The following is a 15,114-nucleotide window of genomic DNA, read 5'->3' as shown; positions in this document are numbered from 1 at the left end:
TTTGTTTATAAAATATTTTGTTGATTTTTATAAAAAGAATCAGCCTGTAGCTTCATAAGGTTACGAGCCATCTTTTGTTTATAATTGTAGAGTTCTTCTTCTGTTTTTAAATCAGAGTATATTTTGTTGTTGAGGTCTATATCAGTGTGTAAAATAGCTTCTCGTTGATGAACTTGTTGTTGAATCCAAGTTTTAACTTGAGATTCATGGTTTTCCAATTTATAATCGTATTCACTTTTTGAGCTAATAAGTTTGGCAAAAATAGGAGCAGTTTCTATTGCTAAAAATAGTAGGAAGATAAAGAAAGAAGGTAGCCAAGGTAGTTTGTTTAAAGCATTAACACGAGCCATTAATCCATCAAAATTAGAAATAATAGGTTGTGTTTGTGTTTCTTTTAATTTTTGACTTTCGATCAAATTAGCAATAGCAGTTTCTTTCTGTTTTATTTTTTCGGTATTTTCAGCTTTTAATTGATTAAGTTCTGCAAGGGCAGTATCGTGTTTATCTCTTTTTTCTTTGTAAACAGGTCCTCTGCCAATTAATTTGGTGCCTTTTCTTCCTTCGGCTTCAGCTATATAGGTTTCATATAATTTATTTACCTCGCTTTCTTTCGTTGTGACCTCATCTTTTAAAGAAGTGATTTCAGAATTAATTTTTGTTATTTCAGGAGTGAATTGTTGTGCAATTTGAGTTTTGTTATCCAAAGTCATCTGATTTTTTTCAGTCAGTAATACTTGATTGATTTCCTTTTCGAAAATTTTTAATTCTAATGGTTTAGAAATCACCACAGCAATTATCATAGCAAGTAACAATCTAGGAAGTATTTGTATAAGTTCTTTTCGTTTAGACTCTCTTTTTTTAATAGTAGAAACAATAAATCTATCTAAATTAAAAATGAGTAACCCCCAAACAATACCAAAGAAAATAGCGGTGTAAATATTATCAAAAACTGTAAATAAAGCATAAGCAGAAGCAATGGTAGCCATTAAAGCAGTGAAGAAAACGGTAGCACCAATACCAGCATATTTGTTTTGTTCACCATTAGCACAATTTTCAAGCAAATCTAAATCAGCTCCAGAACAAAGAAGGAAAAATCGTTTTAACATAAAATAAGCTTATAGCTTAATAACGACAGATTTAAGATTTTGTTACAAAAAAGGCCTCATTTAAGAGGCTTTTAACAAGTATGTGTTTTGAATATCAGTTATTTGTTGCTGGTTACATATACTAACCCTGTACCATCTTTATTTTTTTTAACATCAACTTTTCTTATGTCTTTAGGTGCAATTTTGTGTAATTTTTCTTTAGAAATAAGTTTACCATCTAAGTAATATTTTATATCAGAGGTGTTAATGTTATTTGTGTTTTTAGTAACTTTTTTGCTATAAAACTTGATGATTTTTTTGTTGTTTTTAGTTTGTATTAAGGTTCTTAGTCCTTTTTTATTTTTAATTAACTTAATAACTTCATTATAACTCAGCTTTTTGTCATCGAAATAGAAATCAGCATTTTTGTTTTGATATATGTATTCGATAGCATTTATTGAAGGAGGTGGAATGTTTGAGGTTTCTTCTTCTCTAATAACTTCATAGCTATGGGGTGGAGGTGGAGGTATGTTTAAAGCTTCACCTTTTATAACAATTCTACTTGTAGGGCTTGGAGGTGGAGGGAGTTGTCCCTTTTCATTCTCTGTTAATTCTGAGATTTTTTTAGTTATTTTATTTCCTTTTTCATCATGATAAGTTATTTCCGCGTCTTCATGATTAATACTTTTTTTATACACTGTTACTGATGAAGGAATTGAATCTTTTGAAGTTTCAGTAGAGAGTACATGTTTTTTTGTTGTTTCTGCTTCAACTCTTTCAGCAAAGAGAAAAGCGAATCCTGCTATTACTGGTATTACTGCCAGTTTTTTTAGCAAAATTTTGGTACGAGAACTTTGTTTTGTCATCATTAATAATCTTTTTTTAGTTAATAAATAATTCAAATTACTGGCCAAGTAATATTCGTTGTTCCAAGTAGCTCTATTTAATAGTAAATACTGATACTTAGTAGTATTTTTATGTGTAATAATCACTTTGTTGTCTGCTAAAAACTCATGATTTAGTTTTATTGCTTTTTTAAGAAATATAAATGTTGGATTGATCCAAAAAATAATTTGTAAAAGTTCAATCAATAAGATATCAAACGTATGCTTTTGCAAAGCATGTGTTAATTCGTGGGTATAGAGTTCAGTTTCAATCTTGTTTGAATTGTATTCCTCTTTGTTGATAAAAATGTAGTTCCAAAAGGTGTGTGGACTAATTAAATCGTCAACTAAAACAAGGGTAGCTTTGTCTTTTTTTATTTTTTTATACTGTTTTATCTTTAAAAAGATATTAAATAGGTTTTTTGTAAAGCGGATTAATAAAATGATTGCTACAATTGTATATCCAAGAAATAAATATTGGGTATAGCTAATTTCCTTAACAGGATTTACATCCAAATTTGAATCTGTAATCAAGGAAGGGACAGCCTTTAAAGTATTCGGAATAGTTTCTATATAGATCTTATAAAAAGGAGCTATAAACGAAAATAATACACTACCTAATAAATAAAACCGATTGAATTGGTGCATTTTTTCTCGTTCTAATATCAAATGATAAAAGAGAAGCAGCAATGCTAAACAAATTCCTGATTTGATAAAATACGTTATCATTATTGTTGCTTTTTAATTTGCTGATCGATAATTTTTTTTAAATCTTCTAATTCTGAAACTGATAAATCTGTTTTTTCAGTAAAAAATGAAGCAAATTGACTAGCAGAGTTATTAAAGAAGTTTTTAATCAATCCGTTTACATGCTTTGAAAAGTAGTCTGACTTTTTTACCAAAGGAAAATATTCTCTTGATTTTCCATCCAGTGTATAATCTACAAATCCTTTATCTTTCATTCTTTTTAATAGTGTAGCAACTGTAGTTGTGGCAGGTTTTGGTTCAGGAAATTCTGCTAAAATATCTTTCATAAAAGCTTTTTTTAGTTTCCATAAATATTGCATCACTTGTTCTTCAGTTTTCGATAATTGCATTTCGATAAAATTTGAATTGTATTCTACAAATGTAGAAATAAATTTTAATTCTACAAGTGTAGAGTTTAAAATATTGCAAAAAAAAATAGCCTTGAGGGATTTTCAAGACTATCTTATTGATGTTATTAAAGATGAATTATTTTGATAATTCCGTAAAATATTGATAAAAATACGGAATGGTTTCAATTCCTTTTAAGTAATTCCACACTCCAAAATGCTCGTTTGGTGAGTGAATGGCATCAGAATTTAATCCGAATCCCATTAAAATAGTCTTACTCTTTAATTCTTGTTCAAATAAAGCAACGATAGGAATACTTCCTCCACTGCGTTGTGGAATAGGAGTAACTCCGAAGGTTTCTTGATACGCTTTGCTTGCTGCCTGGTAACCAATATTATCAATTGGAGTTACATATCCTTGTCCTCCATGATGAGGTTTTACTTCTACTTTTACTGATTTAGGAGCGATACTTTCAAAGTGTTTTTTGAACAATTCAGTAATTTCTTCCCATTCTTGTCCTGGTACTAAACGCATTGAAATTTTTGCGTACGCTTTTGAAGCAATTACAGTTTTTGCTCCTTCACCTGTATATCCTCCCCAAATTCCGTTTACGTCTAAAGTAGGGCGAATAGAGTTACGCTCGTTAGTAGTGTAACCAGCTTCTCCATGAACATCATCAATATCTAAAGCAGCCTTGTATTCTTCTAATGAGAAAGGTGCTTTCGCCATTTCATCACGCTCTTCACGAGACAATTCTTCTACTTTATCATAAAATCCTGGGATGGTAATATGATTATTTTCATCGTGTAATGAAGCAATCATTTGTGTTAAAATGTTGATAGGGTTTGCTACAGCACCTCCATATAAACCAGAATGTAAGTCTCTATTAGGTCCAGTGACTTCTACTTCTACATAACTTAATCCACGTAAACCAGTAGTAATTGAAGGAATGTCGTTGGCAATCATTCCTGTATCAGAAATTAAAATCACGTCGTTGGCAAGTTTCTCTTTGTTTCTAGGAACAAACCACGCTAAACTTTCTGAACCTACTTCTTCTTCACCTTCAATCATAAATTTCACGTTACAAGGTAGGTTGCCAGTATGAGTCATGTATTCTAATGCCTTTACATGCATATACATTTGCCCTTTATCGTCACAAGCACCGCGTGCAAAAATGGCTCCTTCAGGGTGAATGTCTGTTTTTTTAATCACAGGCTCAAAAGGAGGTGAGGTCCATAAATCGATAGGGTCTGCTGGTTGTACGTCGTAATGACCATAAACCAAGACTGTTGGTAAATTAGGATCTATTATTTTTTCTCCATAAACAATAGGATACCCAGGAGTTTCGCAAATTTCTACTTTATCACATCCTGCTTTTTCTAAACTTTCTTTAATAGTATCAGCGGTGTTTAATACATCTTGATTGTAGGCAGGATCAGCACTTACTGAAGGAATTTTTAATAAATCGATAAGCTCATTAATAAAGCGATCTTTATGTTGAGTAATATAATCTTTTACGTTTTGCATGTGTTATATATTAATTAGCATCAAAAATAAGAAAAATAGTATACTTCTTCTTTGTAGTTTGCAAGTATTGTTTATATTTGCATCCACAATTTCAAAAGTACGCGGGCGTGGTGGAATTGGTAGACACGCTAGACTTAGGATCTAGTGCCGTGAGGTGTGAGAGTTCGAGTCTCTCCGCCCGTACTAAAAGTCGAAGAGAAGTCTTCGACTTTTTTATTGGTCTCAATTTATACCACTTGATTAGATTACTTTTAGTTATGTTAAAGGTGTTACCTTTTTTATGACAAAAGTCTATAGAAAAAGGTTATCATCCATATGTTAACTTGTTGTTTAGTTTAAGGAGGAGATAATTCTAGGGCATTTTTAAATAAAAGCTTTTGTGTTATTGAATAGTTATATAAAAGTGGTTACATAATTTTTTCCAAAAAGTAAAAACAAAATACCATTGGTTTTTTCGCCTACTTTTTTGCGGATAATTGAAAAGGCTTTTGTTATTTGTGCTTCAACAGTTTTAATAGATATATTTAAGTATTCTGCAATTTCAATGTTGGTTAAACCATCTTGTTTACTTAATAAAAAAACCTGTTTGCATTTTGGAGGTAAATTTTCTATTTCTCTTTTAACCAGTTTTATTAACTTTTCAATACCAGTTTTATCATCTTCTTCTAAAATAATATCCAAAGCATCAATATGTTTTTTCTCAATTGCCATAGTAGATTTCAACTTGCGATACTGATCAATAAATTCATTGTAAACTAATTTATAGAGAAAACTTTGTATAGCAAACTCGCTTTTAAGTTTGTGTCTTTGTTGCCAAACACGAATAAACACATTTTGCACAATATCTTCGGCAAGATTGTGGTCATGTGATAAGCTAAAGGCATAAACACATAATTTTTGGTTGTATTGTTCAACTAAAAAAGTGTAGGCTTCTGTTTTCCCTATTTTAAGGGCTTTAATTAGTGATGCATTATCTGTTGAAAAATATGGCATTTTATAAAATTTCTTCTGCAAAATAAAAAAAATATTAAGAAAAAGTTAGGGTAAGGTAAAATAGGTTCGTAATACTATAAAATAGTAGAGTTGAATGATTTCTCCAGAAACCGAAAAAATAATAGTAAAATACCTTATCAACCAAGCAAACTCAAGCGAGTTGGATACTCTTTCACTATGGCTTAATAATCCTGATAATATAAAATTGTTTAACGATTATGTAAGAACTAATTATGCTATTAACTATAATATGAAAAAATATAATTCTGCCCAAACTAAGGCAAATTTGTTACGGGTTATTAAAATAGGAAAATCTGCAAATCGTTTGGCTAAGATAAAAATGAACCTTTTAAAATATGCTGCATTAATACTCATATTTTTATCTATAGGATATGGTTATATACAGGGTTATTTTACAAGTTATGACAAACTTATTCTTCCTGAAGAAAGCATAACGCTTCAGCTAAACGATGGTAATATTAAAGTTATAAATGATGATGAGGCAGTTGAAGTTATTGAGGTTAATGGACGTGTTATAGGTGTTCAATCAGGAAAACAACTAGCATATAATAGCAATGATGAAAACGATACATTGATTTATAATACCCTAGCAGTCCCTTATGGGAAAAGATTTGAAGTGCAATTATCAGACGGAACAATAGTAAGTTTAAACTCAGGATCATCGTTGAAATATCCCGTTAATTTTATAAAAGGAAAAAATAGACATGTATTTTTAAGTGGTGAAGCTTTTTTTAAAGTGGCAAAAGATACTAAGCATCCGTTTATTGTTAGTGCTAATGAAATTGATGTGCGTGTGTTGGGTACTAAATTTAATATATCGTCTTACCCCGAAGATAATAATATAAACACAGTATTGGTTGAAGGTTCAGTAAGTACATATAAAACAGGAGAAACCTATAAACCTGAAAGTGCAACTTTACTAAAGCCAGGTAATAAAGCCGCTTGGAATAAAATAAATAAAACTATACAAGTTACAGAGACAGATGTAGAAACGCATTTAGCTTGGATTAGTGGCAGGCTTATCCTTTATGAAGTTGAGTTTAGTGCCATATTAAAAAAATTAGAGCGACAGTATAATGTAGAATTCATAAATAACAATACCGCCTTGAAAAACAGGTTTTTTACAGCAAAATTTGATGTTGAAGATATTGAACAGGTTATGGAAAGTTTAAGTTACTCTGGGAAATTCACATATAAATTTGATGAAAATAAAATAATAATTAATCCATAAAAACTGAAAATAATATGATAAAAAGCTAACTAAAAATTAAACCTCAGTATAAAAAATAAAACCGGAAAATGCTGCAACATTCTCCGATTAAAAAAGTGATTCAAATGTCTAACACAATTAAATCAAACCAAAAGTATGAAAAAAATCATCATTGGGATAAGTGAAATACGATATCTCCCCAAACTAAGTTTAAAAATGAAGCTCACATATATTTTGTTTTTTTTAACATTGTTTCAGGTTCATGCCAATACATATTCTCAAAATGTAAAAGTTACTTTAGATTGTAAAAAAATGAAGCTTGAAGATGTTTTAACTGAAATTGAACAGAAAACAGGGTTTAAATTTCTTTATGAAAATAATGTGTTCAAAAAACATAAAACGGTAAGCATTTCATCAAACAAAGAAATGCTTTCTAAAGTATTAAAAAAGCTTTTTAAAAAAGAAAGTATTGATTTTAAAGTAACTGATAAACAAATTATCTTGTTTCCCAAGAACAAAAGCTCTTTGTTTATAGAAAAGCTTAAAAATTCTGTTAGTAGGTTATTTCAAGAATACATAACAGGGAAAATAACCAATGCTTATGGTGAGCCATTAATAGGGGCAACTGTTATATTAAAAGGGACAGATATAGGAGCTAGTACAGATTTTGATGGTAACTTCAGAATCGCTTTAGCAGAAGATGCAAAAACATTAACCGTTTCGTTTATAGGTCATGAAACTAAAGATGTCGAAATTGGTAACAGAAAGGTTATTAATATTCAATTACAAGAAGCACTTGAAAGTCTTGAGGAAACAGTCATTGTTGGATATGGTAAAGTTAAACGCCAAAACCTAACAGGTTCAGTAGGTACTGTTGATGTTAAAAGTATAACCAATCAAGCAGCTACAGTTAATTTAGACAATGCACTACAAGGTCAGGTTGCAGGTGTTCACGTAACAAGTTCTTCTGGGCAACCTGGAGCGGCAACTCGAATTAGAATTAGAGGTAATACGTCGTTACTTGGGTCTAATCAACCATTGTATGTTATTGATGGTATTCCAGTGGTACCGAGTAGTAATATACCTAAAGGGGGATCAGAAGGAAATAGGTTAGGTAGTGAGCTCGATAATGAGGGTATCAGTACACCTATTGGTAATATTAACGCATCAGATATAGAGTCTATTAGTATTTTAAAAGATGCTTCTGCTGCGGCTATTTATGGCTCACGAGCAGCCAATGGTGTAATTATTATAAATACAAAACAGGGTGTTTATTTTGGTAAAACTAAGTTTGAGGCTGATGTTTCTGTAACTACACAAAGTGCAAGGACTTTAGAGGTCTTAAATGCTGCTCAATTTAAACGAGCTTGGACAACAGCTGTTGAAAATGGTACAAGAAATGATGCTTTTACTAGTGCAGTTTTAGATGGCTCTTATTTTGGCAATGCAGATACTAATTGGGAAGAAGAAGTAAGTCCGGGTGCACCAGTTTCTACCAGTTACAACCTAAGGGTACTTGGTGGGTCAGAAAAAACAAGATATTCTACATCTTTAGGAATTAACACACAAGATGGTGTTTATAGAAATACAGGTTTTGACAGGTACTCTTTTACATTAAATTTAGATACAAAAATTACAGATAAATGGAAGTTTGGAACCAAAGTAAACCTGTCTTCTACAGAACAAGATGCTGCAGATGGAGGGCTTACTCAACTTACTTATGATTTTAGACCAGACCTTCCTGTATTTGATAAAGAAGGAAACTACTCTTTCTCAACTCAATATAGTATGGAGAATCCAGTAGCACGCTCTAAAGTAACTAATAATAATAAAACATTCTTATTATTAGGTTCTTTATACACTCAATTAGAGCTGACTGAAGGGTTAGATTTTAAGACTTTTTTTTCGGTAAACTACAATTCAGGCAACCAACAAAGCTTCTATCCGCTTTTTACATTTATAGGTGGTTGGGATAGAAATCAAGGTAACGGTAATGGCTATGCCCAAGAAAGTAGGAGTAGAAGTGTAAATACTATGTTGCAAGGAACATTAACTTATGACAGATTATTTGGAAAACATAATATTAATGCAGTTTTAGGAGTGTCTTTTGAAAAAAATAAACGTTCAAACATAAAAGGTTGGGGAGAAGGATTCTTCAATGAAGTTTTAACCAATATTTCAAACGCTACTGTTTTTACAGATGCCTCTTCTTATGAATCTGGTTCTGGATTATCTTCTTATTTTGGAAGAGTAAATTATGATTTTGATAATAAATATTTACTAACCTTATCTGGGCGTATAGATGGGTCATCAAAGTTTGCACCAGATAATCAATATGCTTTCTTCCCTGCAGCAGCCGTTGCTTGGAGAATCTCAAATGAAGACTTTTTAAGTAATGCCTCATTTATTGATGAATTAAAGTTAAGAGCAAGTTTTGGAACAACAGGACAGCAAGATTTTGGAGATTATGCATGGCGAACACTTTTTGAAGCTGAAAATTATGGGTCAGATCCCTCGGTAATAATTACTCAATTAGGTAATGCTAACTTAAAATGGGAAACAACAGAACAATTAGATTTTGGTTTAGACTTTTCTTTTTTTAAAGGGAGGCTAAATGGAGGAATAGGATATTATTCCAAAGAAACAAAAGACGCCCTTTTTACAGCTATTACACCTGGAAGTACCGGGTACAGAACTATTATTGGTAATTTAGGAGATACCAAAAACACAGGGGTAGAATTAGAATTAAAAGGAGATGTGTTCAAAACTGATGATTTTACTTGGAATTTGTCTTTAAACGTGAGTAAAAACGAAAATAAACTAACCAGAATTTCTGATGATTTTAAAGATGAAAATGGTTTTTTAACAGGTTTTCCTGGTGGTGGAAGGCTAAAAGAGGGAAGTCCAATTGGTTTAATTTATGGTTATGTATCTGAAGGACTTTTTCAAGATCAACAGGTTATTGATGATTTGAATGCGGCATCACCAACAGGGACTTATCAAAATAGTCAAACATCACCTGGAGATATAAGATTTAAGGATTTAACAGGACCTGATGGAACTCCTGATGGTAGAATTACTACTTTAGATCAGGAAGTTATTGGAGATACTCAACCCAATTTCTTCGGAGGTTTCAATAATACATTTTATTACAAAGGATTTTCTTTATCTACATTATTTACGTTTTCTGTAGGGAACGATATAGAAGCATTTAGCTTAGCGAGAGGGACAAATTTTGCAAGTACTTTTATAGGAGAGAATAAAGATACCAGTATTTTAAATGCATGGACACCAGATAACACAGATACAAACATTCCGAGGCTGGTATATTTTGACCCAAACAATAATGACAGAACATCATCGCACTACGTTTATGACGCTTCATATTTAAGATTAAAAACATTAAACTTTAGTTATACGTTTCCTAAAGAAACCTTAAATCAACTTAAGTTTTTCGATCATATTTCTGTTTTTATCACAGCTCAAAACTTATTTACAGTAACAAGTTATCCAGGTGCAGATCCTGAGGCTTCTAATTTGTATAATAATGATATTAGTGCAGGAAGAGATATTAATCGTTTTCCTATTGCAAAAGTATTTACTACAGGTGTAAGAATAGGGTTTTAAAGAATTATAATTATGAGAAAAATAACAGCTTATATAGTTACATTATTTATAATGTATTCTTGTGAATTAGTAGATGTATTAGAAAATGATCCGCCAAATAATTTAGTTGCAGAGAATGTAGTGAAAAGTGAAGCAGATGCCAGAGCATTATTAAATGGAGCCTACACTACAATCACATCAAGAGTTAACGATAAATATTATATGTTTTCAGAACTCATACCAAGTGCTATGATAGGTACAATGAATCAATCTGGTTTTGGGGCAGCTCATGGGGAATTTGCAAACAATAATGTACAGTTTGATAATATTTATATTAGAGACTTTTGGATGATGTTTTATAAGGTTATGGATGTAGCCAATAATACTATTTTGCAAACCACAGAGCTTTCAGGTGGCTTGATTTCAGAAACATCTAGAGAAGAGATTATTGGAGAGGCTCTTTTTTTAAGAGCGATGACAACCTTTGATGCTTTAAGGTATTTCGGTCAATTTTTTGATGATAATAGTAATTTAGGAATTATATTACGTACAGAACCATCTAACTTTGTTACTAGAGATAAGTCCAGAAGTACAGTAGCTGAATGCTATACTCAAATTTTAGCAGATTTAGATGCTGCAATTGCCGATGCACCAAACTATTCGGTAAGTTATTACGCATCAAAAACTGCAGCTAAAGCCTTAAAAGCAAAAGTATTGTTGTATCAAGGAAAATATTTAGAAGCTGCTACTTTAGCAGATGAGGTTATTAATGATGGTACTACTGGTTTAGAGCCAGATTTTGAAAGTGTTTTTAGTAAAGGTTTAAATTCATCTGAAATGATTTTTATGACTTATAGAGATGAAAACTCAGACACAGAGGATAATAATCGAAAACGCTTTTACCCAGGTAGAACGTCAAACAACACATGGTTTGCTACTTTAATGGATACAGATCCAAGACAACCATTTACCTACGATGGCACCACTGTTTTAAAAACTAATAATGCAGATGTTTTTAGACCAACTTACTTTTTACGTTTAGCCGAAATGTACTTAATAAAAGCTGAAGGGTTAGCATTTAGTGGAGCTACGCTACAAGATGCAAGTGCGCCATTAAATATAATAAGAAATCGTGCGGGTATTGGTGATACATCAGCTACAACTTTAGATGAGTTGAAAGATGATATTTTTAATGAAATAACCAGAGAGCTTGCCTTTGAAAATGGTGCTGAATGGTTTGCTGCTATTCGTTTTGATAAAGCAATGACCTTAAAAGCTTCCATCACAAGTTCTAACCAATACATCTTACCAATTCCTGAAGAAGAAATTAATGGTAACGGGGCGCTTACTCTGGCAGATCAGAACCCTGGCTATGAAGGTATTTAAAAAATGAATTATTAGAGTTAGTTATTTTTAGTAGTGCCTTAAGATTTCCCCCTAAGGCTTTGGGCGCTACTTTAAATTTTGTATGATGTACAAAATATTTATAGAGCTATTATTAGCTCTCCAGATTTGAATTCTAAAAGATTTTTTATGAGTCAAGGGATAGAAATCTAAGCTTCAAACTTGCTTGGCTTATAATAATACTCATGATTTCTTTAATAGGTTATGTGTTTTACTTTCAACTAAAAAATAATATTACCAGAACTAAAATACAAGATAAGGATAGCTATTCTTTTTCAAAGAAATAAAGCTAAACATAAATATAAATATAAAAAATGAAAAAAATAACGATAATATTAACGGCAATCATACTGTTTTTCAGTTTTAACAGCGTTGCACAAATTAAAAATTTAAACAAAGAGATTCCTATAGATCCGACAATTAAAATAGGAAAGTTAGACAATGGTTTAACCTATTATATAAAGCATAATGCTAAACCAAAAAACAAGGCAGAATTGCGTTTGGTGCTAAAGGCGGGTTCTATTTTAGAAGACGAGGATCAGCTTGGGCTTGCTCACTTCGTAGAACATATGGCATTTAACGGTACCAAGAGTTTTGAAAAGAACAAACTGATTGATTATTTACAAAGTTTGGGTGTTGAGTTTGGGGCAGATTTGAATGCTCACACTGGTTTTGATGAAACCGTTTATAAACTATCAGTGCCGACAGATGAGGAAATCTTTAATACCAGTTTAAAGGTGTTACGCGATTGGGCAGACGGTATTACTTTTGAAGATGAAGAGATTGATAACGAAAGAGGCATCATTGCAGAAGAACTTAGAGCTAGAAATGGAGCAAGGGCACGTATGTATTACAAGTCTATTCCACTTATTACTAATAATTCTAGATATGCAGAACGATTGCCTATTGGTAAGTTGGACGTTATTATGAATTCCGAGTACGATGCCATGAAACGTTTTTATAGAGATTGGTACCGTCCAGATTTAATGGCACTGGTATTGGTTGGTGATTTTGATGTGCTTGAAACTGAAGAAAAAGTAAAAGAACTGTTTAGTAGTATGGAGCCTGTAAAAAAACCTAAAAAAAGAGTATACTATAAAATACCAGAAAATAAAGCACCCGTAGTTGCTGTAGTTAGAGATAAAGAGGCTACAGGTGTAGAAGCTTCTATATATATTAAAAAAGAAGAAACTGAAGTACAAACCTTAAAGGATTATCGACAAGAGGTTTTAAAACGTTTGTACACGGGGATGTTGCGTCAGAGGTTAAATGAAATCAGCTTACAGCCTAATGCGCCTTTTCTAGGAACTTCTGCTGGTATAGGGAGTTTTTTAGGTAACATGGATAGTTATTTTTTAAGAGCCAAGCTTAAGGAAGAAAGAATTGAAGAAGGTATTGATGCGTTGTTTACAGAAAGCGAACGTGCAAAAAAACATGGCTTTACAGCGTCTGAATTAGAACGATACAAAGCCTTTTTATTAAATAACGCAGACTTGCGTCAAAAAGAAACAGGAAAAATACCTACAAAGTATTACATTGAGCAATACATTGACAATTTTACCGATAATAAGCCTATTCCAAGTGATACTTTTGTGTATCAATTTTATAAGGAAGTATTTCCAACCATTACTGTTAATGAGGTTAATAAAGTTAGTAATCAATGGGTAAGGAAAGATAATATGGCAGTTGTTTTAAATGCTGTTGAAAAAGAAGGTTTAAAACTGCCAACTGAAAAAGAGATTAAGAAAACTCTTAAAAATGTAAGGAAAAAGAAAATAGAAGCTTATAAAGATAAACTGCTCGATACTCAATTAATGTCCAATACACCTAAACCTGGAAGAGTTGTAAGCGAAGTGTATAATGATAAAGTAGGTGTTACTACTTGGAAATTTGCAAATGGTATTACTGTTATAGCGAAACCGACAAAGTTTCAAAACGATTTAATTTCCATGAATGGATTTAGACCTGGAGGAAGTTCGGTAGCTCCGAATTCTCTTTATGTTTCTGCTAGAAACGCAGGTGTTATTATTGGTTCTAGTGGGGTTAATGGTATTTCTGAGATCGATTTGAAAAAGCTAAACATGGGGAGAACATTAAAGGTAACACCGCGTATTAATTTTTATGATGATTTGTTCTCTGGTAGTAGCTCTTCTAAAGATTTAGAAAGAATGCTACAGATGGTCCATTTGCATTTTACTAAGCCGAATAAAGATGAGGCTGTTTTTAATGCAAATAAGGAACATTTAAAAAACTTATTCAAAAACCAAGATAAAAGTCCGGGAAATGTTTTTGAAAAAAAGATTAGCGAGTTTATGACCAATAGTCACCCTAGAGCCATTCCGTTAACCGAAAAGCAAATTGAAAACGAATTAAACCTTGATGATACTTATAATTTTTATAAAGAACGTTTTGCTTCTGCCAACGGATTTACTTTTGTTTTTGTAGGTAGTTTTGAATTAGAAAAACTAAGAACTTATGTAACCCAATACTTAGGAAGTCTTCCATCAAACCTAAATAAAAAAACTACTTGGAAGGATATTGGATTAAGATATTCAGAAGGGGTAATTAAAGAGACAATTGTAAAAGGTGTTGACGATAAAAGTCAGGTAGATATGCGCTTTACGGGTCCCCTCAATTTTTCTTTAGAAAAAAAGAAGGAAATAAGCTTATTAGGTAAACTCTTAAAAATTAAACTGACCGAAGAACTGCGTGAAAAAATGGCTGGCGTTTATGGTGTAAGGGTTTCAGGATTTGCTTCAGATAAGCCCTACGATTGGTATAGAATGAATGTAAGGTTTACTTGTGATCCAGATAACGTTGAAAAGTTAATTGCAAAGGTTCTTGAAGAAATTGAAAAAATCAAGATTGAAGGAGCTACTAAAGAAGATATCAATAAAATTAAAGAAGCAGAACTAGCTAATACAAAAGAATACTTAGAGATGAATAGTTACTGGATATATAAACTGAGAGAAATGCATGAGTATGGCTTAAAACAAGAATCTATTTTAGATTACGAAACAAATATTAATAAAATTGACTCTAAAATGTTTCTTGATGCAGCCAACAGGTATTTCAATAAGAAAAATTATGCAGAGTTTATTTTAATACCAGAAAGTTCTAAAAAGTAATAAACTTTGTTCTAAAATATAAAGCTTTAAGATTAAAAAAGGCTTGTAAGCTTAAAAGTTCACAAGCCTTTTTGTTTTTTATAAGTACAAATTGTTTAAGAAACTCCAATAGTTGTAGCTTCTAATGTGGTTTTTAGTGCTTTCAATTATTGATTTGATAT

10 protein-coding genes and 1 tRNA gene are annotated in these 15,114 nt (G+C 31.7%); 6 read left to right on the top strand and 5 right to left on the bottom strand.

The window, feature by feature from the left end; genetic code table 11:
• Window positions 1-5 precede the first annotated feature (5 nt).
• The 4 genes from D6200_RS08910 to D6200_RS08895 form a co-directional block, all read right to left on the bottom strand.
• Window positions 6-1,106 (bottom strand): DUF4407 domain-containing protein, encoded by a 1,101-nt coding sequence (locus D6200_RS08910; RefSeq protein WP_073182602.1) that lies wholly within the window; start codon window positions 1,104-1,106, stop codon window positions 6-8.
• A gap of 98 nt (window positions 1,107-1,204) precedes the next feature.
• Window positions 1,205-2,698, bottom strand: a complete 1,494-nt coding sequence (locus D6200_RS08905; RefSeq protein WP_083574793.1) for a M56 family metallopeptidase — start codon at window positions 2,696-2,698, stop codon at window positions 1,205-1,207.
• Window positions 2,698-3,066, bottom strand: a complete 369-nt coding sequence (locus D6200_RS08900; protein ID WP_047790279.1) for a BlaI/MecI/CopY family transcriptional regulator — start codon at window positions 3,064-3,066, stop codon at window positions 2,698-2,700. Before D6200_RS08900 ends, D6200_RS08905 begins: the two co-directional genes overlap by 1 nt.
• Window positions 3,067-3,202: 136 nt before the next feature.
• On the bottom strand, window positions 3,203-4,591 hold the full coding sequence (locus D6200_RS08895; protein ID WP_047790278.1) for a dipeptidase: 1,389 nt from the start codon (window positions 4,589-4,591) through the stop codon (window positions 3,203-3,205).
• 101 nt (window positions 4,592-4,692) lie between these two features.
• Between D6200_RS08895 and D6200_RS08890 the strand changes: the two genes are divergently transcribed.
• Window positions 4,693-4,774 (top strand) — tRNA-Leu (locus D6200_RS08890).
• Between the two features lie 210 nt (window positions 4,775-4,984).
• Here D6200_RS08890 and D6200_RS08885 read toward each other — a convergent pair.
• Window positions 4,985-5,584 carry an RNA polymerase sigma factor gene (locus D6200_RS08885; RefSeq protein ID WP_073182604.1) on the bottom strand — a complete coding sequence of 200 codons (600 nt, stop codon included), beginning with the start codon at window positions 5,582-5,584 and terminating at the stop codon, window positions 4,985-4,987.
• A gap of 94 nt (window positions 5,585-5,678) precedes the next feature.
• On the opposite strand from D6200_RS08885, the gene D6200_RS08880 reads away from it, so the two are divergent.
• From D6200_RS08880 to D6200_RS08860, 5 genes are all read left to right on the top strand, one after another.
• Entirely contained in the window at window positions 5,679-6,836 is a 1,158-nt protein-coding gene (locus tag D6200_RS08880) for a FecR family protein (RefSeq protein WP_073182605.1), read from the top strand.
• A gap of 195 nt (window positions 6,837-7,031) precedes the next feature.
• On the top strand, window positions 7,032-10,442 hold the full coding sequence (locus D6200_RS08875; protein WP_240627170.1) for a SusC/RagA family TonB-linked outer membrane protein: 3,411 nt from the start codon (window positions 7,032-7,034) through the stop codon (window positions 10,440-10,442).
• Between the two features lie 12 nt (window positions 10,443-10,454).
• Entirely contained in the window at window positions 10,455-11,807 is a 1,353-nt protein-coding gene (locus tag D6200_RS08870; RefSeq protein WP_073182610.1) for a RagB/SusD family nutrient uptake outer membrane protein, read from the top strand.
• A 140-nt stretch (window positions 11,808-11,947) separates the two neighbouring features.
• Window positions 11,948-12,112: a PLDc N-terminal domain-containing protein gene (locus D6200_RS15575; protein WP_083574794.1), complete on the top strand. Its 165-nt coding sequence runs from the start codon at window positions 11,948-11,950 to the stop codon at window positions 12,110-12,112.
• A 27-nt stretch (window positions 12,113-12,139) separates the two neighbouring features.
• Entirely contained in the window at window positions 12,140-14,953 is a 2,814-nt protein-coding gene (locus D6200_RS08860) for a M16 family metallopeptidase (RefSeq protein ID WP_073182612.1), read from the top strand.
• Window positions 14,954-15,114: the final 161 nt, after the last annotated feature.

Origin of the sequence: Tenacibaculum mesophilum, assembly GCF_003867075.1 — a bacterium.
GTDB classification, from domain to species: domain Bacteria; phylum Bacteroidota; class Bacteroidia; order Flavobacteriales; family Flavobacteriaceae; genus Polaribacter; species Polaribacter mesophilus.
The sequence above is the reverse complement of the archived record's forward strand: the minus strand, read 5'-3'. Positions and strand labels throughout refer to the sequence as shown.

Coding starts and splice junctions, on each gene's coding strand:
- D6200_RS08910 (WP_073182602.1), bottom strand. CDS start 1,106: ATGTTAAAACGATTTTTCCTTCTTTGTTCTGGAGCTGATTTAGATTTG.
- D6200_RS08905 (WP_083574793.1), bottom strand. CDS start 2,698: ATGATAACGTATTTTATCAAATCAGGAATTTGTTTAGCATTGCTGCTT.
- D6200_RS08900 (WP_047790279.1), bottom strand. CDS start 3,066: ATGCAATTATCGAAAACTGAAGAACAAGTGATGCAATATTTATGGAAA.
- D6200_RS08895 (WP_047790278.1), bottom strand. CDS start 4,591: ATGCAAAACGTAAAAGATTATATTACTCAACATAAAGATCGCTTTATT.
- D6200_RS08885 (WP_073182604.1), bottom strand. CDS start 5,584: ATGCCATATTTTTCAACAGATAATGCATCACTAATTAAAGCCCTTAAA.
- D6200_RS08880 (WP_073182605.1), top strand. CDS start 5,679: ATGATTTCTCCAGAAACCGAAAAAATAATAGTAAAATACCTTATCAAC.
- D6200_RS08875 (WP_240627170.1), top strand. CDS start 7,032: ATGAAGCTCACATATATTTTGTTTTTTTTAACATTGTTTCAGGTTCAT.
- D6200_RS08870 (WP_073182610.1), top strand. CDS start 10,455: ATGAGAAAAATAACAGCTTATATAGTTACATTATTTATAATGTATTCT.
- D6200_RS08860 (WP_073182612.1), top strand. CDS start 12,140: ATGAAAAAAATAACGATAATATTAACGGCAATCATACTGTTTTTCAGT.